19 protein-coding genes are annotated in these 25,754 nt (G+C 70.7%); 7 read left to right on the top strand and 12 right to left on the bottom strand.

What is annotated here, in order from left to right; genetic code table 11:
• The first annotated feature begins 99 nt into the window (after positions 1 to 99).
• From AACH10_RS10180 to AACH10_RS10200, 5 genes are all read left to right on the top strand, one after another.
• Positions 100 to 1,137 (top strand): porin, encoded by a 1,038-nt coding sequence (locus tag AACH10_RS10180; RefSeq protein WP_341410274.1) that lies wholly within the window; start codon positions 100 to 102, stop codon positions 1,135 to 1,137.
• Between the two features lie 67 nt (positions 1,138 to 1,204).
• Positions 1,205 to 2,167, top strand: coding sequence for a Bug family tripartite tricarboxylate transporter substrate binding protein (locus AACH10_RS10185; RefSeq protein ID WP_341410275.1), 963 nt, complete (start codon positions 1,205 to 1,207; stop codon positions 2,165 to 2,167).
• A complete protein-coding gene (locus tag AACH10_RS10190) occupies positions 2,167 to 2,739 on the top strand; it encodes a tripartite tricarboxylate transporter TctB family protein (protein WP_341410276.1) in 573 nt (190 codons plus the stop codon). The genes AACH10_RS10185 and AACH10_RS10190 overlap by 1 nt, the downstream gene beginning before the upstream one ends.
• Before the next feature lie 13 nt (positions 2,740 to 2,752).
• Complete coding sequence (locus AACH10_RS10195; protein WP_341410277.1) at positions 2,753 to 4,240, top strand: tripartite tricarboxylate transporter permease; 1,488 nt, start codon at positions 2,753 to 2,755, stop codon at positions 4,238 to 4,240.
• A gap of 104 nt (positions 4,241 to 4,344) precedes the next feature.
• On the top strand, positions 4,345 to 7,155 hold the full coding sequence (locus AACH10_RS10200) for a beta strand repeat-containing protein (RefSeq protein WP_341410278.1): 2,811 nt from the start codon (positions 4,345 to 4,347) through the stop codon (positions 7,153 to 7,155).
• Positions 7,156 to 7,164: 9 nt separating this feature from the next.
• On the opposite strand, the gene hemH is transcribed toward AACH10_RS10200, so the two are convergent.
• The 10 genes from hemH to AACH10_RS10250 all read right to left on the bottom strand — a co-directional run bounded on the left by hemH (position 7,165) and on the right by AACH10_RS10250 (position 20,726).
• Positions 7,165 to 8,265, bottom strand: coding sequence for a ferrochelatase (gene hemH, locus AACH10_RS10205; RefSeq protein ID WP_341410279.1), 1,101 nt, complete (start codon positions 8,263 to 8,265; stop codon positions 7,165 to 7,167).
• An 83-nt stretch (positions 8,266 to 8,348) separates the two neighbouring features.
• The gene (locus AACH10_RS10210; protein ID WP_341410280.1) at positions 8,349 to 8,753 is read right to left on the bottom strand and encodes a response regulator; all 405 of its coding nucleotides are present in this window, start codon (positions 8,751 to 8,753) and stop codon (positions 8,349 to 8,351) included.
• Between the two features lie 6 nt (positions 8,754 to 8,759).
• Complete coding sequence (locus AACH10_RS10215; protein WP_341410283.1) at positions 8,760 to 9,704, bottom strand: FHA domain-containing protein; 945 nt, start codon at positions 9,702 to 9,704, stop codon at positions 8,760 to 8,762.
• Positions 9,705 to 9,804: 100 nt separating this feature from the next.
• A complete protein-coding gene (rpoD, locus tag AACH10_RS10220; protein WP_341410284.1) occupies positions 9,805 to 12,099 on the bottom strand; it encodes an RNA polymerase sigma factor RpoD in 2,295 nt (764 codons plus the stop codon).
• Positions 12,100 to 12,509: 410 nt separating this feature from the next.
• Positions 12,510 to 14,525 (bottom strand): DNA primase, encoded by a 2,016-nt coding sequence (gene dnaG / locus AACH10_RS10225; RefSeq protein ID WP_341410285.1) that lies wholly within the window; start codon positions 14,523 to 14,525, stop codon positions 12,510 to 12,512.
• A 44-nt stretch (positions 14,526 to 14,569) separates the two neighbouring features.
• The gene (locus AACH10_RS10230; RefSeq protein WP_341410286.1) at positions 14,570 to 17,671 is read right to left on the bottom strand and encodes a bifunctional diguanylate cyclase/phosphodiesterase; all 3,102 of its coding nucleotides are present in this window, start codon (positions 17,669 to 17,671) and stop codon (positions 14,570 to 14,572) included.
• A 115-nt stretch (positions 17,672 to 17,786) separates the two neighbouring features.
• Positions 17,787 to 18,107: an H-NS histone family protein gene (locus tag AACH10_RS10235; protein ID WP_341410287.1), complete on the bottom strand. Its 321-nt coding sequence runs from the start codon at positions 18,105 to 18,107 to the stop codon at positions 17,787 to 17,789.
• Positions 18,108 to 18,234: 127 nt separating this feature from the next.
• Positions 18,235 to 18,507, bottom strand: a complete 273-nt coding sequence (locus AACH10_RS10240; protein WP_341410288.1) for an oxidative damage protection protein — start codon at positions 18,505 to 18,507, stop codon at positions 18,235 to 18,237.
• Between the two features lie 20 nt (positions 18,508 to 18,527).
• Positions 18,528 to 19,883 (bottom strand): amino-acid N-acetyltransferase, encoded by a 1,356-nt coding sequence (argA, locus tag AACH10_RS10245; protein WP_341410289.1) that lies wholly within the window; start codon positions 19,881 to 19,883, stop codon positions 18,528 to 18,530.
• A gap of 201 nt (positions 19,884 to 20,084) precedes the next feature.
• Positions 20,085 to 20,726, bottom strand: a complete 642-nt coding sequence (locus AACH10_RS10250) for a helix-turn-helix domain-containing protein (protein WP_423228590.1) — start codon at positions 20,724 to 20,726, stop codon at positions 20,085 to 20,087.
• A 134-nt stretch (positions 20,727 to 20,860) separates the two neighbouring features.
• On the opposite strand from AACH10_RS10250, the gene kbl reads away from it, so the two are divergent.
• The gene (gene kbl, locus AACH10_RS10255) at positions 20,861 to 22,072 is read left to right on the top strand and encodes a glycine C-acetyltransferase (RefSeq protein WP_341410290.1); all 1,212 of its coding nucleotides are present in this window, start codon (positions 20,861 to 20,863) and stop codon (positions 22,070 to 22,072) included.
• A gap of 34 nt (positions 22,073 to 22,106) precedes the next feature.
• Positions 22,107 to 23,057 (top strand): NAD-dependent epimerase/dehydratase family protein, encoded by a 951-nt coding sequence (locus tag AACH10_RS10260; RefSeq protein ID WP_341410291.1) that lies wholly within the window; start codon positions 22,107 to 22,109, stop codon positions 23,055 to 23,057.
• Positions 23,058 to 23,558: 501 nt separating this feature from the next.
• Here the strand turns inward: AACH10_RS10260 and AACH10_RS10265 are convergent.
• The gene (locus AACH10_RS10265) at positions 23,559 to 24,380 is read right to left on the bottom strand and encodes an alpha/beta fold hydrolase (protein ID WP_341410292.1); all 822 of its coding nucleotides are present in this window, start codon (positions 24,378 to 24,380) and stop codon (positions 23,559 to 23,561) included.
• Positions 24,377 to 25,675 (bottom strand): O-acetylhomoserine aminocarboxypropyltransferase, encoded by a 1,299-nt coding sequence (locus AACH10_RS10270; protein WP_341410293.1) that lies wholly within the window; start codon positions 25,673 to 25,675, stop codon positions 24,377 to 24,379. The genes AACH10_RS10265 and AACH10_RS10270 overlap by 4 nt, the downstream gene beginning before the upstream one ends.
• Positions 25,676 to 25,754 lie beyond the last annotated feature (79 nt).

Raw genomic sequence — 25,754 nt, forward strand, 5'->3', positions numbered from 1 at the left:
CGGACAGCGGTTTGACAGCCTGGCTGTCGAGCATGCCGGTCGGTGGGCTCGGCATGCGGCCGGGCCACCGTTGTCATGACATCCGCAGGAGACAAGACCTTGAGCACCCCGATCCCCTTCGCCCACGCCGGCCGCGCACTGGCCGCAGCCGCCCTCGTCGCCCTGTCGGCACCGGCCTTTGCGCAGAGCAACGTCACCGTCTTCGGCGTGCTCGACGTCGGCGTGCAGCAGCTCACCAACGGCAGCAAGCGCCTGAACCTGATGAGCATCGACGGCCTGCAGACCAGCCGCCTGGGCTTCCGCGGCACCGAGGACCTGGGCGACGGCATGAGCGCCAGCTTCCACCTCGAAGGCGCGCTGAGCCCCGACACCGGCGGCAGCAGCCTGGACTTCCGCCGCCGCTCCACGGTCGGCCTGGCCAAGAAGGGCATGGGCGAGCTGCGCATCGGCCGCGACTACACGCCCACCTTCTGGAGCATCAGCCGCTTCAACGCCTTCGGCACCAACGGCGTGGGCGCGGCCAGCAACCTGCTGTACGGCTTCGACGGCCTGTCGAGCACGGCCTCCAGCGTGGTGCGCGCCAGCAACTCGGTGGGCTACCACCTGCCCGACACGCTGGGTGGCGTGTACGGCCAGGCCATGTACGCCTTTGGCGAGGGCGCGCCGGGCAAGTACGCCGGTGCGCGCATCGGCTATGCCAACAAGGACCTGGACGTGGCCGCGGCCTACTCGACCACCGAGAACAACGCTGCCGGCGACGACTTCAAGGTGACCAACCTGGGCGGCAGCTACAAGTTCGGCGACGCCCGCGTGATGGTGCTGCTGCACCGCAGCGAGCAGACCACGCGCAAGCAGGACGGCTGGTCGCTGGGCGGCACCTACAGCCTGGGCCTGACCACGCTGCGCGCCAGCGTCACCCGCGCCCACTACACCAACTCGGTGGGCAGCGTGGACTACAGCGGCAACCAGATCGCCTTCGGCGCGGTGCATGCCCTGTCCAAGCGCACCTCGCTGTATGCGACCATCTCGCGCGTGGCCAACAGCTCGGGTGCCAAGTACGTGATCCCGGGCGGCAACACCGTCAGCGCCGGCCAGGGCTCGCGTGGCACCGAGGCGGGCATCTACCACACGTTCTGATCGTTCCCTTTCATGCCGTGTGCGCGGCCTTGACGCCGCCGCACGGCTCACATGCAGGAGACACGGCATGCGCCGCAACGACTTCCTCAAGACCCTGCTCGCCCTGGGCGCGGGCGCCAGCCTGATGCAGCGCGCCGACGCGGCCGGGGCCAACCTGAAGATGATGATCCCGGCCAACCCCGGCGGCGGCTGGGACGGCACCGGCCGTGCGCTGGGCAAGGCCCTGATCGAGGCCGGCGCGGCCGCCACCGTGAACTACGAGAACAAGGGCGGCGCGGCCGGCGCCATCGGTCTGGCGCAGTTCGTCAACGCCAGCAAGGGCGACCCGAATGCGCTGATGGTGATGGGCGCCGTGATGGTGGGCGGCATCATCGCCGGCAAGCCGCCGGTGACGCTGTCGCAGGCCACGCCGGTGGCGCGCCTGCTCAGCGAGTACCAGGTGTTCGTGGTGCCGGCGGCCTCGCCGCTGAAGTCGATGAAGGAAGTCGTCGAGCAGCTCAAGAAGGACCCCGGCAGCGTGAAGTGGGGTGGCGGTTCGCGCGGCTCCACCGAGCACATCGCCGCGGCCATGCTGGCGCGCGAGGTGGGCGTGGACGCCGGCAAGATCAACTACGTGGCCTTCCGCGGGGGCGGCGAGGCCGTGGCCGCTGTGCTGGGCGGCAACGTCACGGTAGGCGGCAGCGGCTACACCGAGTTCGGTGAGTACATCAAGAGCGGCAAGATGCGCCCGATCGCCGTGACCTCGCCCACGCGCCTGAAGGGCGTGGACGCACCCACGCTGAAGGAGCTGGGCTTCAACGTCGAGATCGGCAACTGGCGCGGTGTCTATGCCGCCCCCGGCATCACGCCCGAGCAGCGCAAGGCCCTGACCGACATGGTGCTCAAGGCCACCAAGAGCGCCGCCTGGGCGCAGGCCGTCGAGACCAACGGCTGGACGCCGGCCGTGATGTCCGGCCCCGAGTTCGACAAGTTCGTCGACGACCAGTTCGCCGCGCTGCGTGCGGTGATGGTCAAGGCCGGCATGATCTGATGGGCGCCGCCGCGCATCATCCCAAGCAGCTGGCGGTGGGCGCGGGCGTGCTCGCGCTGGCCGGCCTGCTGGCGGCCGGCGCGTCGCAGATCGGCGGCGACGCCGGCTACGGCGGCGTGGGCCCGTCCTTCCTGGCCTGGGCGGTCAGCGCGCTGCTGGGCGGCTGCGGCCTGCTGCTGCTGCGCGAGGCGCTGAGCGGCGGCTTTCGCGGCATGCCGGTCGACGAGGACGGCGAGGCCGGCGGCGGCGCTGATGCGGCCGACGCCACTGATGCCGCCGATGCCGCTGATGCCGTTGATGGCGCCTACTGGCCCGGCTTCGCCTGGGTCAGTGCCGGCATCCTGCTGAACGCGGCGCTGATCACGCGCCTGGGCTTCATCCTCAGCTGCGCGCTGTGCTTCGCGTTCGCGGTGCGTGGCTTCAAGGGCTCGCAGGGCCGCGGCACGCACGGCGTGGCTGCCTGGCTGCGCGACGGCCTGATCGGCATGGCCATCGCCGCGCCGGTGTACTGGATGTTTTCAAAGGGCCTGGCGATCAGCCTGCCGGGCCTGACCAGCACCGGCTGGATCTGACGGAGTCGCGGAGATGGATCTCTGGAACCTGCTGATGCAGGGCTTTGCCACGGCCGGCACGCCGGTCAACCTGCTGTGGGCGCTGCTGGGCTGCACCATCGGCACGGCGGTGGGCGTGCTGCCGGGCATCGGCCCGTCCACCGCGGTGGCCATGCTGCTGCCGATCACGCTGAAGGTCGACCCCACGGCCTCGATGATCTTCTTCGCCGGCATCTACTACGGTGCGATGTACGGCGGCTCCACCACCTCCATCCTGATGAACACGCCCGGCGAGGCCGGCTCGCTGATCACCGCGATGGAGGGCAACAAGATGGCCCGCAACGGCCGTGCCGGCGCGGCCCTGGCCACGGCGGCCATCGGCAGCTTCGTGGCCGGCACCATCGCCACCGTGGTGGTCACGCTGTTCGCGCCGCTGGTGGCCACGCATGCGGTCAAGCTGGGCCCGCCCGAGTACTTCCTGCTGATGGTGCTGGCCTTCTGCACCGTGAGCTCGGTGCTGGGGCAGAGCACGCTGCGCGGCCTCACCGCGCTGGGCGTGGGCCTGGCCATGGGCCTGGTGGGCCTGGACCAGATCTCGGGCCAGGCGCGCTACACCATGGGCGTGCCCGAGCTGATGGACGGCCTGGAGGTGGTGCTGATCGCCGTGGGCCTGTTCGCCGTGGCCGAGGCGCTGCACGCCGTGCTGTACGAAGGCCGCGTGGTCGAGACGCAAAACGCGATGAGCCGGGTGCACATGACGGCCGCCGAGTGGCGCCGTTCCTGGCCGGCCTGGCTGCGTGGCACGGCCATCGGCATTCCGTTCGGCACCATCCCGGCCGGCGGCAGCGAGATCCCCACCTTCCTGAGCTACGCCACCGAGAAGAAGCTGTCCAAGCACCAGGCCGAATTCGGCAAGGGTGGAGCGATCGAGGGCGTGGCCGGCCCCGAGGCGGCCAACAACGCCGCCATCACCGCCACGCTGATCCCGCTGCTGACGCTGGGCATTCCCACCTCCAACACCACGGCGGTGCTGCTGGGCGCGTTCCAGAACTACGGCATCAACCCCGGCCCGCAGCTGTTCGACAGCAATGCCGCGCTGGTGTGGGCGCTGATCGCCAGCCTGTACATCGGCAACGTGATGCTGCTGATCCTGAACCTGCCGCTGGTGGGCCTGTGGGTCAAGCTGCTGAAGCTGCCCAAGGCCTATCTCTATGCCGGCATCCTGATCTTCGCCACGGTGGGCGTCTACGGCATGCGCCAGAGCGCCTTCGACCTGGTGCTGCTGTACGGCATCGGCCTGCTGGGCCTGGTGATGCGGCGCTTCGACTTCCCCACCGCACCGGTGGTGGTGGGCATGATCCTGGGCCCGCTGGCCGAGGCCCAGATGCGCAATGCCGTGGCCATCGGCGAAGGGCACTGGGGCATCTTCCTGCAACGGCCTGGCTCGGTGGCGCTGCTGGCGGTGATCGCCGCGGTGCTGGTGCTGCCACGCGTGATGGCCTGGCGGCGGGCCAGAAGCTAGGGGGACCCCGCGGTGACGGCGCCGGTCATCGTGGAATTTGCGGATGTCCGCATGCGTTGATGGCGTCAGCCTCGCCCCCTGGCAGATCGGCAAGGGGGATGGCGATGGCAGCAAGGGCTTGGCGGCGCACGGCGGTGGCCGCAGCGATGGGTGCGATGGCGCTGCAGGCGCAGGCGCTGGTGACGGTGAGCGGGCCGGTGGCCTACGCCCCGGCACCGGTGCTTCTTGGCCCGGGCGATACCGCCGAGCCGGGCACCACGGCCTGGATCGGCGCGCGCTGGGTGGGCAGCGGTGACGCCGCGATCACGGTCGACGGCGGCTCCTTCCTGCAACTGGCGCGGCTGGCGCTGGCGTCCGGTGGCACCCCCGGGCAGGTCAGCGGCCTGATCACCGGCACCGGCACGCGGGTGGAACTGGTCAGTTCGGGCACCGGTTCGCAGGTGCAGCGCCTGAACGTGGGCGACTGGGGCAACGCCACGCTGACCGTGAGCGGCGGCGCGGTGCTGGACACGCGCGGCAACCAGGCACCCTGTCTGATCGCCTTCCACTACTGCGACAGCTTCGTCGGCTCGGCCGCGGGTGACACCGCGGTGCTCAACCTGTCCGGTGCCGGCACGCGCGTCAACATCGGCCAGACCTTGTACGTGGCCCAGCCCGGCCTGGGCATCACGGCCCTGGATGGCTACGACTACGGCGTGCCGGGCGGCACCACGCGCGGCACGGTCAACATCACCGATGGGGCGCTGCTGAGCGTTGACCGCGCCAGCCTGGGCCCGGTGCACTGGAGCACCCACGCCACCGGCTTCGAGCGCAACTTTGCCGAGGTGAACGTGCGTGGGGCCGGCTCGCGCTGGGTGGTCACCGGCGGCACCACGGTGCTGAACCATGCCACCGGCGAGACCGGCCTGACCGGTGCCGGCATCGGCACCGCGAACGACTCGAATGCCTGGGCCACGATCAACATCACCGACGGCGGCGTGGTCGAGATCCAGGGCAGCAACGACACGGTCAACTACGTCAACCTCACCCAGACCGGCAGCAGCCGTTCCGGTACCAGCGGCGGGCGCACCGACATGCGCATCACCGGCACCGGCTCGCAGCTGCGCTACACCAGCCAGGCTGGCATCCTGCAGGTGGGCCGTGCGCTGGGCACCGCCTCGCTGCTGGTGAGCGACGGTGGCTCGGTCGACGGCCTGTGGTACCTGTCGATCGGTCGGGACGCGGCCACCGGGCAGATGAGCATCGATGGTGCCAGCGCCTTCGTGCGCCTGAACAGCTGGGCCAGTGCCGTGGCCAACCAGCCCAGCGGCACCTCCGGCACCGCGTCGGTCGACATCGGCCGCGGCGGCACCGGCACGCTGAACGTTCGCAACGGCGGCCAGCTGCTGCTGGAGGGCGACCGCTTTCTCGATGGCGGCACGGCGCTCACTTTGGGGCGTGGCGCGGCCTCGTCCGGCACGCTGAACATCAGCGGAACTGGCTCGCTGGTGCAACTGCGCAGCACCTCCAGCACGCCCGGTGGTGGTGCAGGCGAATCACGCAACCCCAGCGTGTTCATCGGCCGCGACGGCACCGGCATCCTGGACATCAGCGCCGGCGGCCGCCTGGTGCTGGACGGCGGTGGCGTGTCCACCGTGGCCAACCGGCGCAGCACGGCGCTCTATGTGGGCGGATTCAGCGAGACGGCGGTGGGCGGCAAGGGCGTCGCCACCGTCAGCGGCGCGGGCTCCGAGATCCGCGTGTCGGGCAACGACAGCTTCTTCGCCGTCGGCGTCGGACCGCAGGCCAGCGGCCAACTGGTGCTGCGCAGTGGTGCGGCCGTGAACAGCATGAACCTGGTGCTGGGTCGGCGAGGTGGGGTGGGTGTTCTGAGCGCCGATGCGGCCACGCTCAACTTCACCGGGCAGCAGGCGGCCGGCACGCAGTCGGGCGCGGCGTTCGTGGTGGCCGATGGCGGTGGCGTGGGGGTGGCCACGCTGGCCAACGGCACGGTGATGACGCTGAGCAATGCCGGCAGCGCCGGCGCGGGCTTCACGATCGGCGGCTCGCCCTATGCCGGTGGCGGGGAGGGCAGCCTCACGCTCAGCGGTGGCTCGCGCCTCGTCGTCACGGCCGGCAGCGGGCTGGCCAACGGCAACGTCGGGCGCGACGGCAGCGGCTTTCTGCGCCTGCGCGGTGCCAGCAGCGTGGACCTGGGCGACGGCAACCTGTACATCGGCCGCCTGAGCGGCAGCGATGGCACGGTGATCGCCTCCGAGGGCTCGACCGTCACCGCCGGCTGGGTGGGCGTGGGCGCCCGCAAGACCGACACCGGCGATGTCGATGGTGGCACCGGCACCTTCGTGCTGATCAACAGCACGCTCAACGCCGGGCAGATCGTCATCGGCAGCAACGGCTTCCTCGGCGGCACCGGCACGATCAACGGCGTGGTCACCAACCGCGGCATCTTCGCGCCCGGCAATTCGCCCGGCCGGCTGGCGATCAACGGCGGCTTCATCGCCGAGGCCGGCAGCCGGCTGATCCTGGAGGTCGAGTCCGACGGCCAGGGCGGCTTCAAGACCGACGAGCTGGTGTTCCAGGCCGGCCAGCCGCTGAACCTGAGCGGCCTGACCGTCGAGTTCCGCTTCCTGGGCGCCACCGACCCGAAGGCGTTTCTCGACAGCGGTCGCTTCCAGACCAGCACCTTTTTCGAGCTGACCGATGCCGGCGGCACGCCCGGTGAGCTGGCGCCCGCGGCCTTCGGCCAGGTGCGCTTCGAGGCCAGCGCGGCGGCCTACACGATCAGCCACTTCAGTTTCGACGCCGCCACCGGCGCCGGCAACTTCACGTCCGCGCCGGTGCCCGAGCCGCGCAGCGTGGCACTGCTGCTGGCGGGCCTGGCGGTGCTGGGCTGGCGCGCCCGCCGCCGCGGCTGAGGGTCGGGCTCAGGCCGTCGCGCCCAGGGTCCGGGCGCGCGCGGCCTGGGCGGCGCGGTCGGCCTCGCTGCGGCGCTGGCCGGCGCGCGTGGGCCAGCCCTGCAGGTGCTGCTCGGCCAGGTCGGCCAGGGCCGCCACGTGGTCGGCGCGTTCGTTCAGGCAGGGCACGAAGCCGAAGCGCTGCCCGCCCGCCTGAAGGAACGCGTCGCGCGCTTCCTGGGCGATCTCTTCCAGCGTTTCCAGGTTGTCGCAGGCAAAGCCGGGGCAGATGGCGTCGATGTGGCGCACGCCCTCGGCCGCCAGGCGCTTGACCGTGGGTTCGGTGTAGGGCTGCAGCCATTCGGCGCGGCCCAGCCGGCTCTGGAAGGTGAGCACATAGTCGTCCGCGCCCAGGCCCAGCGCCTGGGCCAGCAGGCGGGCCGTGACATGGCATTCGCAGTGGTAGGGGTCGCCCAGCAGCAGGCTGCGCTTGGGCACGCCGTGAAAGCTCATCACCAGCTTCTGGCCGCGGCCATGCGCGGCCCAGTGCTCGCGCACGCTGGCGGCCAGCGCGGCGATGTAGCCGGGGTGGTCGTGGTAGCGGTTGACGAAGCGCAGCTCGGGCAGGCGGCGCACGCGCTGGCTCCAGGCGTTGACCGCATCGATCACGCTGGCGGTGGTGGCCGCGGCGTACTGCGGGTACATCGGCAGCACCAGGATGCGCGTGGCGCCCTCGGCCTTGAGCTCGTCCAGCACCTGGCCCACGGCCGGCTGGCCGTAGCGCATGGCGCAGCGCACCTGCACATCGTCGTGGCCGCGTCGGGCCAGCTCGGCCTGCAGCGCCTGCACCTGGCGCTGGGTGCCGCGCAGCAGCGGCGAGCCGTCGGCGCCCCAGATCGACGCGTACTTGGCAGCCGATTGGGCCGGCCGCGTGCGCAGGATGACGCCGTGCAGGATCAGCCACCACAGCGGCCGCGGAATCTCCACCACGCGCGGATCCCACAGGAACTCGGCGAGGTAGCGGCGCAACGCGGCGGGCGTGGGCGCGTCGGGCGTGCCCAGGTTGACCAGCAGCACGGCGGTGCGCTCGGGCTGGCCGTGGCGGTAGGCGGGTTCGGCGGCGAAGCTCATCGCGCGGCATTGTCCGGCATGTGCGGCCCGCTGCCGCGGGCAGGGGCGATGGCCGCAGCGCCCGGTGCCGGGCCGTGCGCGGCTCAGCCCGCGGCGCGCGCAGCGGCCAGTGCGCGCATGGCCGCGCGCACCGCGCCGGCCTCCACGGGCTTGGGCCAGAACGCGGCGAAGCCGGCAGCCATGGCGCGGGCGCGGTCGTCCACGTCGCTGTCGGCCGAGCACATGATGGCGTGCGCCGACTCCAGGCCGGGCAGGGCGCGCAGGCGCGGCAGCAGGGCATGGCCGGTCTGATCGGGCAGCCAGGCGTCGATCACCAGCACCTGCGGCCGCCACTCGGTGGCGATGGCCAGGGCCTCGGCGCCGTCCTCGGCCACGCGCAGCGCGACCCCGTTCTCGTCGCGCAGCATCTCGCTGAACAGCAGCGCGCACAGGCGGTCGTCCTCGACGTACAGCACCCGCAGCGGCGGCGGGTGGAAGTCACCGCACATGGTGGGTCAGCCTGGTTGCGGCACGGTGTCGTAGAACGACAGCACCTCGAAGCGCACCACCGGCGCGCCGGGGTCGGTGGGCGAGCCGCCCAGGCCGATGGTGCCGCTGCCGTGCAGCATGCAGCGGCCGCGGCGCAGGCTCACCACGTCGTCGCTGCTGGCAAAGCGCACATAGGTGCCGTTGTAGCTGAGGTCGGTGACCTGGAAGGCGCCGCCATGCCAGTCGATGCGGGCGTGCGAGCGCGAGACACGCGAGTCGTCGACGCGGAACTGCGCCTGCGGGCTGCGGCCCAGCACGATGGGCATGCTGCCGCCATCGAAGATCTCTTCGGCCGCGCCCCAGCTCAGGCGCACGGCCTCGGGCTCGGTGGTGCTGGGCACCGGCCCGAACTGGGTGACCGGCATGTCCAGGCCGCGGCGGCCACCCGAGACATGCACCTGCACCGGCTCGGCGCGGCCACGCAGGTGCATCCAGTCCAGCGAACGGAAGCGTTTCTTCTGGTCGGGCGCCAGGCCGGCCAGCACCTCGGCGGTGATCAGCGTCTCGTTGTCGCTGGCATGGTCGAGCAGGCGTGCCGCCACGTTGACCGCGTCGCCAAAGCAGTCGCCGCCCATCTCGACGATCTCGCCGCGCGCCAGCGCCACCTGCAGGCGCAGGCCGCGCAGGCCGGCCGAGGCGCCGCGCTCGCGGCCGCGGCTGACCAGGTGCTCCAGGCCGTCGTGCATCAGCAGCGCGGCATTCAGGCCCGACGACGGCGCGTCAAAGACCGCCATCAGCCCGTCGCCCAGGGTCTTGATGACCAGGCCCCCCGCCGCCGGCACGGAACGCGCCAGCGTGGCCACGGTGTGCGTGACCACGGAGGTGGCCTCGGCATTGCCCAAGGTCTCGTAGAGCGCGGTGCTGCCACGCAGGTCGGCGAAGAGGACGGTGCGCTCGGCGATGCGCGTCATGCGCCGCAGTTTAGCTGTGAACTCTGCACGCTTCGGCCGGGCCGTCTCCCATGAAAAAAGGCGCCCCGCAGGGCGCCTTCGCATGCACGGCCGGACGGGCTTACAGGTTGTCCAGGTAGGTGCGCAGCTTGTCGCTGCGGCTCGGGTGCTTGAGCTTGCGGATGGCCTTGGCCTCGATCTGGCGGATGCGCTCGCGCGTCACGTCGAACTGCTTGCCCACTTCTTCCAGCGTGTGGTCGGTGGACATCTCGATGCCGAAGCGCATGCGCAGCACCTTGGCCTCGCGCGGCGTCAGGCTGTCCAGGATCTCCTTGACCACGTCGCGCAGGCCGGCCTGCATCGCGGCTTCCACCGGGGCCACGTTGTTCGTGTCCTCGATGAAGTCGCCCAGGTGGCTGTCGTCGTCGTCACCGATCGGCGTTTCCATGGAGATCGGCTCTTTGGCGATCTTCATGATCTTGCGGATCTTGTCCTCGGGCATCTCCATCTTCTCGGCCAGCGTCGGGGCGTCGGGCTCGAAGCCGAACTCCTGCAGGTGCTGGCGCGAGATGCGGTTCATCTTGTTGATCGTCTCGATCATGTGAACCGGGATGCGGATGGTGCGGGCCTGGTCGGCGATCGAGCGCGTGATGGCCTGGCGGATCCACCACGTGGCGTAGGTCGAGAACTTGTAGCCGCGGCGGTATTCGAACTTGTCCACCGCCTTCATCAGGCCGATGTTGCCTTCCTGGATGAGGTCGAGGAACTGCAGGCCGCGGTTGGTGTACTTCTTGGCAATCGAGATCACCAGGCGCAGGTTGGCCTCGATCATCTCCTTCTTGGCGTCGCGGCTGGCCTTCTCGCCCGCGTTCATCTCGCGGTTGATTTCCTTCAGGTCATCCAGCGGCACCACGGCCTGCTGCTGCAGGTCGATCAGCTTCTGCTGCAGTTCCTGGATGGCCGGCAGGTTGCGGCCCAGGATGGCGCTGAAGGGCTTGCCGGCGGCGGCTTCCTTCTCGGCCCACTTCAGGTTCAGGATGTTGGGCGGGAAGGTCTTGATGAACTGCTCTTGCGGCATGCCGCAGCGGTCGACCACGATCTTGCGGATCTCGCGCTCGAAGCGGCGCACGTCGTCCACCTGCGAGCGCAGCACGTCGCACAGCCGCTCGATGGTCTTGACCGTGAAGCGGATGGTCATCAGGTCGGCGGTCAGCAGCTCCTGGCACTTCACGTAGGTGGGCGAGCCGTAGCCGTCCTTCTCGTAGGCCTGACGCATCTTCTCGAAGTGCTGGCGCACCAGACCGAAGCGTTCCAGCGCCTGGTTCTTCAGCTCTTCCAGCTTTTTGGTCAGGGCCTTGGAGCCGCCGGCGCCGTCGTCGTCGTCTTCCTCGTCGAACTCGTCGAAGTCTTCCTCGGCCACGTAGTCGTCGGCCTCGTCTTCGGCGACGAAGCCGTCCACCACTTCCGAGATCTGCATGCCACCGGCGGCGATCTTGTCGGCGTAGCCCAGGATCTCGGCAATCGTCTTGGGCGAGGCGCTGATGGCCTGCATCATCGACTGCAGGCCGCCTTCGATGCGCTTGGCGATCTCGATCTCGCCTTCGCGGGTCAGCAGTTCCACCGAGCCCATCTCGCGCATGTACATGCGCACCGGGTCGGTGGTGCGGCCGAATTCGCTGTCCACGGTGGACAGCGCGGCCTCGGCGGCTTCTTCCGCTTCTTCCTCGGTGGCGGTGCTGGTGCTGCCGCCTTCGATCAGCAGCGTGGCGGCATCGGGCGCCTGCTCGTAGACCGCGATGCCCATGTCGTTGAGCATCGAGACGATGGCCTCGAGGATTTCGTTGTCGACCAGCTTTTCGGGCAGGTGGTCGTTGATTTCCTGGTGCGTGAGGAAGCCGCGCGTCTTGCCCAGCTTGATCAGGGTCTTGAGTTCCTGACGGCGCTTGGCGACTTCCTCTTCCGACAGCGTGGTCTCGTCCAGGCCGAACTCGCGCATCAGCGCGCGCTCCTTGGCGCGCGACACCTTCATGCGCAGCGGCTTGGCCTTGGCCTCGGCGGCGCCTTCGTCGGCGGCGGGGGCTTCGGCCTCGACCTCGGCTTCAACCTCGAACTCGGCCTCGACCTCGATGTCGTCCAGGTCCTCGTCCTCGGACTTCTTGGGCTCGGCGGCCTTGGCGGCCTTGCCACCCTTGGCGGCCTTGGCCGCCGGCTTGGCGGGCTTCTCGGCCTTGGCGTCGGACTTGTCGGCCTTGGCCGCAGCCGACTTGGCCGCCGGCTTGGCGGCCTTGGCAGCCTTGGGTGCCTCGGCAGCGGGTGCGGCGGCGGCGGCCTTGCCGGCCTTGGCCGGCTTCGCGGGCGTGGCGTCGTCGGCGGCCTTGGGATCGGGCTTGGCGGCGTCGGTCTTCTTGGCGGTCATGCAGTTCCTTGAGCGATGGTCTGTCTGTTGGCCCCGAGCCCGGTTGGTGTTCCTGTCGACGTCAACGGCGGCGCCCATGCCGTGCGGCTGCGTGACGCAGCCGGCGCCGGGCGCATGCCGGGCCTCAGGGCCGGACACGCCGCGACGCCCGCGCACGCCGGGCCGAAGCATCGGTGCAGGGAATCAGGGCTCGGTTGGGCAAGCTCGCGTGGACGTTGTTGCATTGCAGCCCTGGCGGTGGAGGTTGGCCTGATGCGCGATGCGCGCCCGTGTCGCGGGTGGCCGGATACCGGAGGTGCTGCCGTCACTCTTGCCGATGCAACCAATCGAGCATTATACCAGCGCCCCCGGCCGATTGCCCAGGCCGCCGCTCGGGAATGCAAGGGCTGGCGGTGCGCGCAGGGCGGGGCTCAGGCCTCGGGCGGCGGGGCCTTCAGCTCACGCACGCGCTCGCGCAGCGCGCGCAGTTCGGCCATCTGCTCGGGGCTGAGCTGGCCCAGCTGGATCAGCAACTGCGCGCGTTCGTCCAGCTCGGCGGCCTCGATCAGACGCAACACCGACAGCAGGTCGGCGGCCGGCGGTGCGTCGTCCAGCGTGTGTGCGCGGGCGATGCGCTCGAGCAGCGGCGCCAGCAGCGGCTCGTCGTCGTCGTCCTGGCGCAGGTCGGCCAGCAGGGCCTCCAGCGTCACCGGGCCATGGTCGTGCAGCACCCGCTCCACCGCGGTGAAGAACGGGCCGTAGGGCGAGGGCTGTTCGCACAACGCAGCATGCTGGGCGTCGCTGAGGGCGAACCACTGCTCGCTGTAGCGCGCCAGCAGCCAGGCCGCGCGGTCGAGCCGGGTGGCGGCCTGCGGTGTCGCCCGCCCGGCGCGTGGGCGGTAGGCCGGGCGATCGCCCCAGGTGCCGCGGCCGCCCTGGCCCTGGCGACCTCCGCGCTCGAAGCCACCGCGCTCGAAGCCGCCGCGCTGCCCACGCCAGCCGCGGCGCGGGGCGCCGTCGCCTGCATCGCCGCCGTGGCCCGGGTTGCCATCGAAGTCGCGGCCATCGTAGTCGCCCGGAGGCGGCTCGTGGTCCGCACCGGCCCGCTGCGCATGCGCCTGGCGTCCCACGGGCGCCGGCCGGCTGCCGCCCTGCCAGTGGGCCAGCAGCATCTCCACCGGCATGCCGCCGCGCTGCGCCAGCGACTGCAGCAGCTGGGCGCGCAGCAGGCCTTCGGGCAAGGCCTCCATCAGCGGCCGGGCCTGGCTGAGCATGCGCGCCCGGCCCTCGGCGGTGTCGAGATCGCAGTCGGCAGCCACATGGGTGAGCAACTGCTCGGACAGCGGCACGGCGCCGGCCAGCGCCTGCTCGAAGGCCTCGGGGCCGAGTTCGCGGATGTAGGAATCGGGGTCGTGCTCGGCCGGCAGGAACAGGAAGCGGATCGAGCGCGTGTCGGTGGCGTGGGGCAGGGCGGCTTCCAGCGCGCGGGCGGCGGCGCGGCGGCCGGCGGCATCGCCGTCGAAACTGAACACCACCGCCTCGGTGAAGCGGAACAGCTTGGCCACATGCTCGGCGGTGCAGGCCGTGCCGAGGGTGGCCACGGCATTGGCATAGCCCCACTGGGCCAGCGCCACCACGTCCATGTAGCCCTCGACCACCAGCGCATAGCCCTTGCTGCGCAGCGCCTGGCGCGCCTCGAACAGGCCGTAGAGCTCGCGACCCTTGTGGAACACCGGCGTCTCGGGCGAGTTCAGGTACTTGGGTTCGCCCTGGTCGAGCACGCGGCCGCCGAAGCCGATGACCTCGCCCTTGACCGAGCGGATCGGGAACATGATGCGGTCGCGGAATCGGTCGTAGCGCTTCTGGTCCGGGCCTTCGTCGCCGCTGACGATGACCAGGCCCGATTCGGCCAGCAGCGGATCGTCGTAGCGCGGGAACACGCTGGCCAGCGTGCGCCAGCCCTCGGGCGCGTAGCCCAGGCCGAAATGCGCGGCGATCTGGCCGGTGAGGCCGCGGCGCTTGAGGTAGTCGACCGCGCGTGGCGTGTTCTTCAGCGCGGTGCGGTAGTGCGCGCCGGCCTTGGCCAGCACGTCGCTCAGCGAGGCCTTCTGCGCCCGCTCGGCCTGTTCGCGCTCGCGCTCCTGGGGCGTGCTGCGGTCATCGGGCACGGTCAGGCCGGCCTGCTGGGCGAGCTCGCGCACCGCGTCCATGAAACCCAGGCCCGACTGCTCGGTGAGGAAGCGGATCGCATCACCGTGCGCGCCGCAGCCGAAGCAGTGGTAGGTCTGGCGCGAGGGGCTGACGATGAAGCTGGGCGTCTTCTCGCCGTGGAAAGGGCACAGGCCCTTGTGGTTGATGCCGGCCTTCTTGAGCTCGACATGGCGGCCCACCACCTCGACGATGTCGACGCGGGACAGCAATTCCTGGATGAAGCCTTGGGGGAGCACCCGCCGAGTCTAGCGAAGCGGGGCGCCACGGCCGGCGCTGCCGCTCACTCGGCGCCGGCGCTGGAGGGGGGGCCGGGGTCGGTGGCGTCGGTGCCGGTACCGGGCAGGGCGGGCGACGCGGCGGTGGGGGAAGGCGCCGGCGGCGTCGGCGTGGCGCTCAGCGCGAACAGCCCGCGCCACTCGCGCACCCAGGGGGCCACTTCGGCGGCGGGCATCGGGTAGGCGATGCCGGCACCCTGGCCCACGTCGCAACCCATGTCCAGCAGCATGCGCGCCTGGGCCGGGGTCTCGACGCCCTCGGCAACCACCACGCATTCGAAGGCGCGGGCCAGCGCGATGACGCCCTCGACGATGGCGCGGTCCTGCGCATCGGCCAGCATGTGCTGCACGAACGAGCGGTCGATCTTCAGCACCTGCACCGGCAGGCGCTTCAGGTTGGTGAAGGTGGAGTAGGCGGTGCCGAAGTCGTCCAGCGCCCAGCGCACGCCCAGCGTGGCGCAGCGCGCGAGCAGCGAGGAGGTGAGGTTGATGTCGCCCAGCGCCTCGGACTCGAGCACCTCCAGTTCGAGCTTCGGGCCCAGCGGGCGCTCGTGGCGGGCCAGCAGCTCGGACAGGCGCTGCGCGAAGTCGGGCTCCTGCAGGTGACGCGCCGAGATGTTGACGCTGACCGACAGATCCAGCCCCTGGCGCTGCCAGACCTCGACCTGGTCGAGTGCCTGGGCCAGCACCCAGTCGCCCACCCGCGCCGACAGGCCGGTGCGTTCGATCAGGGGCAGGAACTGCGCCGGCGGCACCACGCCGCGCTCGGGGTGGTTCCAGCGCAGCAGGGCCTCGGCGCCCAGTACCACGCCGCGGCGCAGATCGACCTTGGGCTGGTAGTACAGCACCAGTTCGCCGCGGTCGAGTGCTTCCTGCACGCGGCCGATGGCGGTGGCGCGCTCCTCGGCGCGGCGGCTGTGCTCGGGGTCGAAGAACAGGTAGCCGTTGCGGCCCGACTGCTTGACACCGTACATGGCGTGGTCGGCGTGGCGCAGCAGGGTGTCGGCGTCACTGGCGTCCAGCGGGTAGATGGTGGCGCCGACACTGGCGGTCACGGCCTCGGGCAGCGCCCCCGAGGCCAGCACCATGGGCTGGGCCACCAGGCGCAGCACACGCTCGACCGCGGCGCGGGCCTCGTCCACCGTGCTGGCACGCAGCAGCAGCACGAACTCGTCGCCGCCCAGGCGCGCCGCGGTGTCCGACCAGGTGGTGCCGCGCGCGCGCAGCGCACTGCGCATGCGCTTGGCCAGCTCGGCCAGCAGCAGGTCGCCAGCCTCGTGGCCGTGGCGCTCGTTGATGGCCTTGAAGTGGTCGACGTCGAGGTAGCACACCACCAGCAGGTAGCCGTCGCGCTCGGTGGCGGCCATGGCCTCGCCCAGCAGCTGGGTGAGCCGTGCCCGGTTGGGCAGGCGGGTGAGTTCGTCGAAGTGGGCTTGGCGTTCCAGGCGCTCGCGCTGCAGGCGCTGCTCGGTGACGTCGGTGACCACCATCACGTGGTAGCGCAGCGCGCCGTCGGGCGCGTGCACCGAGCTCACCGTGACGTGCAGCGCACAGGGCTCGCCGTTGCGGCGGCGCTCGACCACCTCGCCCACCCAGTGGCCGTGGCTGCGCAGCGCCGACCACAGGCTGGCCTGCTGCGGGCGGTTCAGTACATCGGCGGCGCCGGGGCGCAGCAGGCTGGGCACGGTGCCGATCAGCTCCTCGCGCGGGATGCCGGTGATGCGGTGGTAAGTGGGGTTGGCGTCCAGCACGCGCAGGTCGGCGTCGCACACCACCAGGCCCTCGTGCAGGTGCATGAACACGTTGGACGACAGGTGCTCGCGCTCCTCGGCGCTGCGCCGGGCGCCGATGTCGGCCAGCGAGGCGATCACGCGCAGCGGCTCGCCGGCGGCATCGCGCTCGGCGACGATCACATGCACGTCGAACCAGCACCAGCCGTCGCGCACCCGCACGCGGGCCTCGCGCCGCAGGCCGGCGCCGGCCGGGGTGTCGACGGCGGCCAGCGCGCTCTTGAGGGCATCGCGGTCCTCGGCATGCACCTGGCTGAGCCAGCGTTCCAGCGTGGCGGTCTGGCCACCGTCGGGGTCGGCCATCAGCGCGCGCCAGCGCGGCGAGCTGAAGCTGGCGCCGGTGCGCAGGTTCCAGTCGGCGACGCCGAGGTCGGAGCCATCGAGCGCCAGCTGCCAGCGCTCCTCCAGCCGCGCCAGTTCGCCCAGCTGCACGTGCGGCAGCAGCACCAGCGCGGCCATGGCGGCCAGCACCACCCAGATCACCAGTTGGGCCTGGACCGGTGGCAGCAGCGCGAACGGACCGAGCCCGGCGCCGGTGCCGCCGAGGAAGCCCAGCGCCAGCAGCAGCAGCGCCGCCGAGGCCGGCCCCAGGCCGTTGCGCATGGCCAGCCAGCACAGCAGCACCGGGGGCGCCAGCAGCAGCACGCTGCCCACCGGGGCCAGGCGGTGGGGCATGAACAGGGCCGCTGCGCCCAGCCCCAAGCTGGCCAGCACCAGCGTCAGGGTGCCGGCCCGACGGCCGGGCGCCAGCGGCACCGCGAAGCTGCGCCGCGACGCGGTGAGCAGCGGGACACCGGCGACCAGCAGGCCCAGCGCATCGCCCGCCCACCAGGTGAGGGCCGCGCGCGGCAGTTCGAGCATCGGCAGGCGCCCGGTCGCGGCCAGCCAGGCCGTGCCGTTGGCCGACGACACCACGGCGCTGCCGAACACGCCGGCCAGCACCAGCAGGGCCAGGTCACGGCGCTGTTCCAGGCGCGGATTGAAGCCGTTGCGCTGTAGCCAGCGGGCTGCCAGCCAGGGGCCGCCGGTGTTGCCCATGGCCATCAGCAGGGCCAGCCACCACGGCGCACCGGCCCAGACGTTGACCATGGCAGCGCCCAGCACCAGGGCCGGAAGCTGCGCCTGGCCCAGGCGCACCAGCACCGCCAGCGCCAGACCCGCGCTCGGCCAAAACGCACTGATGAAGGCCGACGGGCCGGCCAGCTCCAGACCGAAGCGGCCCGCCAGCAGCATGGCCAGCAGCACCAGCAGGCTGCGCAGGGCCCCGCCGGTCAGGCGCGCTGGCGTGGAAGGGGCGTCGGGCGCGTCCGCGGTCAAAGAGGGCTCGTCGGGGGAGTTCGGTGAATCCGCCGCGCCGCAGGACGGACGGCGCGGTGGCAGGCGGCGCCAGGGCCGCCCCGATGCGGGACCAGGCGCCAGTGGCGCCTGGGGATCAGATCGCGAAGTCTTCGATCTTGGCGCCCGACGACAGCGCCGCCTTCAGCCACTTGGGCTGCAGGCCGCGGCCCGACCAGGTCTCGCCGGTGGCGGCGTTGCGGAACTTCGGGGCGACCTTGCCGCCGGCCTTGGGGCCCGGCGTGGCTGCGGCGCGCACGGTGGGCGCCTTGCCGGCGATGTCGGCCGCGGTCAATCCATGCTCGGCCATCAGCGCCCGCACCTTGGCGATGGCCGTCGAGCGTTCTTCGCGCTGGGCGTCGGCGATCTTCTTTTCGATTTCAGCGCGTTGGGCGAGCAGTTCTTGCAAGGACGACATTCTTATCTCCGATGTATCCGGGTGGGTATCGATGCCGCCGCATGACCGCTGTCATGCAGTAGGCAGCATATTCTTGCAGATTCAGGCGCCCGGATTCAACGGGAAATCGATTAAGTTTTGAAACGCTTCAGGCCGCGGGCGGGACATACCCGGTGGGTTGGTCGACGCCGCCGCCGAAGAAAAACTGTTCCATCTGGCGCGCCAGATACTGGCGGGCGCGCTGGTCGGCCAGATTCAGGCGGTTTTCATTCACCAGCATCGTCTGGTGGCGCAGCCACTGTGCCCAGGCTTCCTTGCTGACGTTGTCATAGATGCGCTTGCCCAGTTCGCCGGGGTAGGGCGCGAAGTCCAGGCCGTCGCCTTCCTTCTTCAGGTAGATGCATTGCACGGTGCGTGCCATCGGGGGTTCTCCTCAAAGGGTTATCGGGTGGCCGGACCGGCCAGTTTCTTGACCAGCACCTGCGAGCGCCGGTCCCAGTTGTACTTGCGTTTACGCGCCTCGGGCAGCCATTCCGGATCGACCTGCACGAAACCGCGCTTGATGAACCAGTGCATGGTGCGCGTGGTCAGCACGAAGATGCTGTCCAAACCCATGCCGCGGGCGCGTTGCTCGATGCGCTTGAGCAGGCGCTCGCCATCGCCCTGGCCCTGCACGGCTGGAGATACCGTCAATGCCGCCATTTCGGCCGTGCGGGATTCGGGATAGGGATACAGCGCCGCGCAACCGAATATCACGCCGTCGTGCTCGATCACCGTGTAATTGGCCAGGTCGCGTTCGATCTCGGTGCGCTCGCGGCGCACCAGCGTGCCGTCGCGCTCGAAGGGCTCGATCACCTGCAGGATGCCGCCCACATCGTCCGATGTGGCCTCGCGCAGGCTTTCGAGTTTTTCGTCGACCACCATCGTGCCGATGCCATCGTGCGTGAACACCTCCTGCAGGATGGCGCCATCCACCGCGAAGGGCAGGATGTGCGAGCGCTCGACGCCACCCTCGCAGGCCGCCACGCAGTGCTGCAGGTAGAAGGCCAGGTCGGTGGGCTGCTGCGGCGGCGGCAGCGTGCCCAGCAGGCGCTTGGCATCGGCCAGCGCCATCTCGGTGTCGATGGCGCTCTCGGGGTCGTTCAGGTCCTCGCGCACGCCGGGCAGTTCGGTCAGGAACAGCAGCTTGTCGGCCTGCAGCGCCACGGCGGTGGCGGTGGCCACCTCTTCCATCGTGAGGTTGAAGGCCTCGCCGGTGGGCGAGAAGCCGAAGGGGCTGAGCAGCACGATGGCGCCGATGTCGATGGCGCGGCGGATGGCGGCGGCATCCACACGGCGCACCAGGCCCGAATGCATGAAGTCGATGCCGTCGACGATGCCCACCGGCCGCGCGGTGAGGAAGTTGCCCGAGACCACGCGCACCGTGGCATTGGCCATCGGCGTGTTCGGCAAACCCTGCGAGAACGCGGCCTCGATCTCGAAGCGCAGCTGGCCGGCGGCCTCCTGCGCGCAGTCGAGCGTCAACGCGTCGGTGATGCGCTTGCCGTGCGAGAAGCGCGCGGCATGGCCCTTGAGCGCCAGCTGCTCATTGACCTGCGGCCGGAAGCCGTGCACCAGCACCAGCTTGATGCCCATCGAGTGCATGATGGACAGATCCTGGGCCAGCGATTCCAGCTTGCCGGCGGCGATCATCTCGCCCGTGGCGGCGACCACGAAGGTCTTGCCGCGGTAGGCGTGCATGTAGGGCGCGACCGCGCGGAACCACGGCACGAAGGTGTGGGGAAAGACCAGGCTCATCGGGCGGCGCTCATGTTGCGGTGCGATTGTGCCGCAGGGGGTTGACCGCGCCGTGGCGTGCGGCTACTCGCCGACCGAGCGCGCGGCCGCTCCGGAGCCGTTGTTCGCTGGCACGAAGCCTCCACTGGATGCTTCGTGTCCACACTCACCCCGCCAGGCGGGTGGGCCCGCGTACCCGCGGGGCCGGGTGCCCCAATTCGCTCATTCGCCGTGGATCACCACCAGAACGGCTCGCGCGGCGCCGGGACCGGCGTTGCGCAGCGCGTGCGGGCCATCGGCGGCGTAGCGCGCGGTCTCGCCCTCGGCCAGCGTGGCATCCGCGTCGCCGGCCTGCACGGCGATGCGGCCGCTCAGCACGCTCAGGTGCTCCTGCGTGCCGGGTTCGTGCGCCTGGCTGATCAACGTAGCGCCGGGCTGCAGCGTCAACTCGTACCACTCGAAGCGGCCGGCCAGTGTCAGTGGCCCCAGGATGCGCAGCTCGCAGCCGGGATCGCGGCCGCGCAGCGTGGGCGTGTCATGCGCGGCCACGGTGCTGATCGCTGGCGGAGCCGGGCGCGGCGCGGCCTCCAGCAACTCGGCCAGCGGCACGCCCAGGGCATTGGCCAGGCGCCACACCACGGCCACCGTGGGATTGGCCTGCGCACGCTCGATCTGCGACAGCATCGATTTCGACACCCCTGCGCGGCGCGACAGCTCGTCCAGCGACAGCGCCTGCTGCTCGCGCAGCGCGGCCAGCGCAGCGCCGACGCGCGGCGGCTCGGTGGACGCGGCCGGGCTGGGCGCCATGGGCGATGTCGCGGGCGCCGCGGCGCCGGAGGGCGGGTTGCGTGGGGACTTGGCCATGGTGCTTGCGGGTGAACGTTTCGTTCAGTATAGTGCACGAATCGTTCGATAAAACGATCGTTGTTCGATGGCTGCCGGCAGGCTCATCCGCCGCCGGGGCGCCGGACGCACCCATCCCCCAGGAGACCCCTGACGTGAGCACCGAGACCTTTCTCGCCCGCCTGCAAGACGAACTGCAGGCCCTGGATGCCGCCGGCCTGACCAAGGCCGAGCGCGTGATCGCCAGCCCGCAGGGCGCCGAGGTACGCCTGGCCGATGGGCGCCCGTTGATCAACCTGTGCGCCAACAACTACCTCGGCCTGTCGGCGCACCCGCGGGTGATGGCGGCGGCCCAGGCGGCCATCGCCAGCCATGGCTTCGGCCTGAGCTCGGTGCGTTTCATCTGCGGCACGCAGGACATCCACAAGCAGCTGGAGCAGCGCATCGCGCGCTTTCTGGGCCTGGACGACGCCATCCTGTACGCGGCAGCCTTCGACGCCAACGGCGGCCTGTTCGAGCCGCTGCTCGGCGAACAGGACGCCATCGTCAGCGACGCGTTGAACCACGCCTCCATCATCGACGGCATCCGTCTGTGCAAGGCCCAGCGCTACCGCTACCGGCACGACGACATGTCCGATCTGGCGGCGCAGTTGCAGGTCGCGCGCGCGGCCGGGGCGCGCGAGGTGATGGTGTTCACCGACGGTGTGTTCTCGATGGACGGCACCATCGCGCGGCTGGACGAGATGCGGGCCATTTGCGACCGCCATGGCGCGCTGCTGGCCATCGACGAGTGCCATGCCACCGGCTTCATGGGCACCACTGGCCGCGGCACGCACGAGCACCGCGGCCTGCTGGTGGACGGCCGCTCGAGCGTGGACATCATCACCGGCACCTTCGGCAAGGCGCTGGGCGGCGCCAGCGGCGGCTTCACGGCCGGCCCGAAGGCGGTGATCGAACTGCTGCGCCAGCGCTCGCGGCCGTACCTGTTCTCGAACACGCTGGCGCCGGCCATCGTGGGGGCCAGCCTGGCGGTGTTGGATCTGCTGGAAGGCTCGACCGCGCTGCGCGACACGCTGCATGCCAACACGGCGCATTTCCGCGCGGCCATTGCGGCGGCCGGCTACGAGATCAAGCCAGGCACGCACCCCATCGTGCCGATCATGGTCTACGACGCGGTCAAGGCGCAGCAGCTGGCGGCGCGCCTGCTGGAGTTGGGCGTGTACGTCACCGGTTTCTTCTACCCGGTGGTGCCGCAGGGCCAGGCGCGGGTGCGGGTGCAGGTGAGTGCGGCGCACACGGTGGATCAGCTGGACCGCGCTGTGGCCGCCTTCGCCCAGGCCGGGCGCGAGCTGGGGATCGTGCGATGAGCCGTGATCCGAAGATCCTGCTGATCGGCGAGGCATGACGATGGCCCCGCTGAAAATTCTCATCATCGGTGCCAATGGTCAGATCGGCACCGAGCTGGCCGAGGCCCTGGCCGCCCGCCACGGCCAGCACGCGGTGGTGACCAGCGATCTGGCGCCCACCGGCCGCGTGCCGGGCATCGCGCACGAGGCGCTGGACTGCACCGACGCGGCGGCGCTGGCGGCGGTGGTCAAGCGCCACGGCATCACGCAGATCTACCACCTGGCGGCGGCGCTGTCGGCCAGTGGCGAGCTGCATCCGCAATGGGCCTGGCACCTGAACATGACCGGGCTGCTGAACGTGCTGGAGCTGGCGCGCACCGCCAAGCTCGACCGCATCTTCTGGCCCAGCAGCATCGCCGCCTTCGGCCCCACCACGCCCACCACGGCCGAGCAGGCCACGGTGATGGACCCGACCACGGTGTACGGCATCAGCAAGCTGGCGGGCGAACGCTGGTGTGCCTGGTACCACGCCAAGCACGGCGTGGACGTGCGCAGCCTGCGTTATCCCGGCATCATCAGCTGGAAGACGCCACCGGGCGGTGGCACCACCGACTGGGCCGTGGACATCTTCCACCAGGCCTTGAAGCAGGGCCGCTACGAGAGCTTTCTGCGTGCCGACACGGCGCTGCCGATGATGTACATGCCCGACGCCATCCGCGCCACGCTGATGCTGATGGACGCGCCGGCTGAGGCCATCCGCGAGCGGGGCAGCTACAACCTGTCGGCGTTCAGTTTGTCGCCTTCGGAAGCTGCGCTTGCCTTGAAGCGGGTATTGCCTGCTTTCGAGTTGTCATGTGCGCCGGACTTTCGGCAGGCTATTGCGGAGAGTTGGCCGTCTGCGATCGACGACTCGGTGGCGCGGCGGGATTGGGGCTGGTCGCCTGCGTGGTCGCTGGATGCGATGGTGGGGGACATGCTGGGGAACTTGCGTCCTTTGGTGGGTTGACGCCTTCTTTGTTTGTTTTGCTGTTGGCTTGCTGAGGGTGGCGCAAGGCAAGCCGTGCCCGGGTGTCCGGCGGCGCTCAACTGCGGCGGTCGGCCGCGAACGCGGCCGACTCCGTTGCGGTGCTCGGATGCGTGGCCCCGCGGCGCAACTCGCGCCGTTCGCTAACGCTCACTCTGCTCGGACAAGCGCCGCGAGTCAGTGGGTCGATGCGGGCTGCGCCCGCGGCCACACATCCTGCGCGCCTCACCACCGCAGATTCACGCCGCCGGACACCCGGGCACGGCTTGCCCGCACGGTCCCCGCATGCGGAAAGCGCCGGGCGCGAGCGCCCGGCGACGCGTGGCATGCCCCGATGTCTCGGGACGAGGACGTCGGGTGACCGGCCGGCGTAAGTAAAGAAGGAGCCGTTGGCCGGGAGGCCGACGGCGGGTGACATGGAGCCGGGCGGTCACCCGGCGGCCTTGGCCATGCGCCTGCCTAAGCAAGTGACCAAGAAGTCCCTCAAGCCAACGCCGACCTCAGCGCCTCCAGCAAACCATCCGGATCCTCGGCCATCTGCGTGTGGCCGGTCGGCAGCATCACGGTGCGGGCCTTCAGCGCCGCGCCGATCTCGCGCGTCACCTTGGGTGAGGTCATCTGGTCGCGCTCGCCCAGCACGAACGTGACCGGGCAGCGCACCTGGGCGGCGGCTTCCATCCCATGGGCGTAGCGGTCGCACACCGTGAAGTCGTGGTGGAACAGGTTGACGGCGCAGCCGGTGGCGTTGGGGCCGTTCAGCGTGCGGCGCATCAGCGCACGGTTGGCGCCGTGCAGCCACATGCCCGGGCCTGGGTACGAAGGCTTGGCGGCCAGCGTGCCAATGGAAAAACTGTTGACCATGTCGATGGCCTTCAGCGGGGCGCTGGCGGCGGTGTCCAGCAGCGCCTGCGACACCTTCATCGGGTAGGCCGTGCCCACCATCACCAACTGCGTGATGCGCTCGGGCGCGCGGGCCGCGCATTCGAGCGCGATCAGCGAGCCCATGCTGTGTCCCACCACCGCCACCTTCTGGCCAGCCGCGGCGCCTGCGGCATCCAGCACGGCCAGCACCCAGTCGGCCAGCGATTCCACATCGGGCAGCACCGGGCCGGCGCTGCGGCCGTGGCCGGGCAGGTCCACCGCCAGCGCGTTGTGGCCGTGGTGCGCGCACCAGCGGGACAGCAGCGTCCAGCCGCTGTGGTCGTGCAGCGCGCCGTGGATGAACACCACCGTGGGTTGGGCGGGGTCGAAGGGCTTGCCGCCGGTGTAGGCGTAGGCGGCGCGATCGTTGACGGTGAGGTTCATGCCGCTTTCTCCGCAGCCTTCAGCGCCTTCTTCAGGTCGTCAATCAGGTCGTCGGCATCCTCCAGCCCGATCGACAGGCGGATCGTGCCGGGGCCGATGCCGGCGTGCGCCAGCGCCGCGTCGTCCATGCGGAAGTGCGTGGTGCTGGCCGGGTGGATCACCAGGCTGCGGCAGTCGCCCACATTGGCCAGGTGCGAGAACAGCTTCAGCGCCTCGATGAAGGCCACGCCCTGCGCGCGGCGGCCCTTCAGGTCGAAGCTGAACACCGCGCCGCAGCCGCGTGGCAGCAACTGCTTGGCCAGCGCATGGCTGGGGTGACTCTCCAGCTCGGGGTAGCCTACGCGCGCCACCATCGGGTGGGCGGCCAGCATCTGCACCACCTTGCGCGTGTTCTCGATGTGCCGCGCCATGCGCAGCGGCAGCGTCTCGATGCCCTGCAGGATCAGCCAGGCGGTGTGCGGGCTCATGCAAGCGCCAAAGTCGCGCAGGCCTTCGCGGCGCGCGCGCAGCAGGAAGGCCCCCACCGAGCTTTCCTCGCTGAACACCATGCCGTGGAAGCCGTCATAGGGCTGGCTCAGTTCAGGGAAACGGCCGGACGCATCCCAGTCGAACTGGCCTGAATCGACCAGCACCCCGCCCACCACCGTGCCATGGCCCGACAGGAACTTGGTGGCCGAGTGAAAGAGCAGGTCGGCGCCGTGGTCGAAGGGCTTCAGCAGCCAGGGCGGCGTGAAGGTGCTGTCCACCAGCAGCGGCAGGCCGTGCGCGTGGGCGATGGCGCTCACCGTCGGGATGTCCAGCACATCGAGGCCGGGGTTGCCCAGCGTCTCGCCGAACAGCAGCCGGGTGTTCGGGCGGATGGCGGCGCGCCAGGCGTCGATGTCGCCGGGCGCCACGAAGGTGGTGTCGATGCCGAAACGGCGCAGCGTGTAGTCCAGCAGGTTGTGGCTGCCGCCGTACAGCGCGGCCGAGGCCACGATGTGGTGGCCGGCGCCGGCCAGCGTGGTGATCGCCAGGTGCAGCGCGGCCTGGCCGCTGGCGGTGGCGATGGCGCCCACGCCGCCTTCCAGCGCCGCGATGCGCTCCTCCAGCACCGCGTTGGTGGGGTTGCTGATGCGGCTGTAGACGTGGCCGGCGCGCTCCATGTTGAACAGCGACGCGGCATGCGCGCTGTTCTCGAACACGAAGCTGGTGCTCAGGTGGATGGGCACGGCGCGCGCGCCGGTGGCGGGGTCGGGCGCGGCGCCCGCATGCAGGGCCAGGGTGTCGAATCCAGGATCGCTGTAACCGGGCATGTCGGGTGCGGCGCAAAGGCCGTGCAAGGCTGTCTGGGCTGGGGATTGTGTGCTATGTTGCCTGACCCGCCGGCGGAGG

The organism is Pseudaquabacterium inlustre (assembly GCF_038066595.1).
Classification (GTDB): domain Bacteria; phylum Pseudomonadota; class Gammaproteobacteria; order Burkholderiales; family Burkholderiaceae_C; genus Pseudaquabacterium; species Pseudaquabacterium inlustre.

Coding starts and splice junctions, on each gene's coding strand:
- AACH10_RS10185 (WP_341410275.1), top strand. CDS start 1,205: ATGCGCCGCAACGACTTCCTCAAGACCCTGCTCGCCCTGGGCGCGGGC.
- AACH10_RS10195 (WP_341410277.1), top strand. CDS start 2,753: ATGGATCTCTGGAACCTGCTGATGCAGGGCTTTGCCACGGCCGGCACG.
- AACH10_RS10265 (WP_341410292.1), bottom strand. CDS start 24,380: ATGAACCTCACCGTCAACGATCGCGCCGCCTACGCCTACACCGGCGGC.
- AACH10_RS10210 (WP_341410280.1), bottom strand. CDS start 8,753: ATGTGCGGTGACTTCCACCCGCCGCCGCTGCGGGTGCTGTACGTCGAG.
- argA (WP_341410289.1), bottom strand. CDS start 19,883: ATGAGCCTGGTCTTTCCCCACACCTTCGTGCCGTGGTTCCGCGCGGTC.
- AACH10_RS10240 (WP_341410288.1), bottom strand. CDS start 18,507: ATGGCACGCACCGTGCAATGCATCTACCTGAAGAAGGAAGGCGACGGC.
- AACH10_RS10235 (WP_341410287.1), bottom strand. CDS start 18,107: ATGTCGTCCTTGCAAGAACTGCTCGCCCAACGCGCTGAAATCGAAAAG.
- AACH10_RS10270 (WP_341410293.1), bottom strand. CDS start 25,675: ATGCCCGGTTACAGCGATCCTGGATTCGACACCCTGGCCCTGCATGCG.
- AACH10_RS10250 (WP_423228590.1), bottom strand. CDS start 20,726: ATGGCCAAGTCCCCACGCAACCCGCCCTCCGGCGCCGCGGCGCCCGCG.
- AACH10_RS10190 (WP_341410276.1), top strand. CDS start 2,167: ATGGGCGCCGCCGCGCATCATCCCAAGCAGCTGGCGGTGGGCGCGGGC.
- hemH (WP_341410279.1), bottom strand. CDS start 8,265: ATGAGCTTCGCCGCCGAACCCGCCTACCGCCACGGCCAGCCCGAGCGC.
- AACH10_RS10200 (WP_341410278.1), top strand. CDS start 4,345: ATGGCAGCAAGGGCTTGGCGGCGCACGGCGGTGGCCGCAGCGATGGGT.
- AACH10_RS10260 (WP_341410291.1), top strand. CDS start 22,107: ATGACGATGGCCCCGCTGAAAATTCTCATCATCGGTGCCAATGGTCAG.
- rpoD (WP_341410284.1), bottom strand. CDS start 12,099: ATGACCGCCAAGAAGACCGACGCCGCCAAGCCCGATCCCAAGGCCGCC.
- AACH10_RS10215 (WP_341410283.1), bottom strand. CDS start 9,704: ATGACGCGCATCGCCGAGCGCACCGTCCTCTTCGCCGACCTGCGTGGC.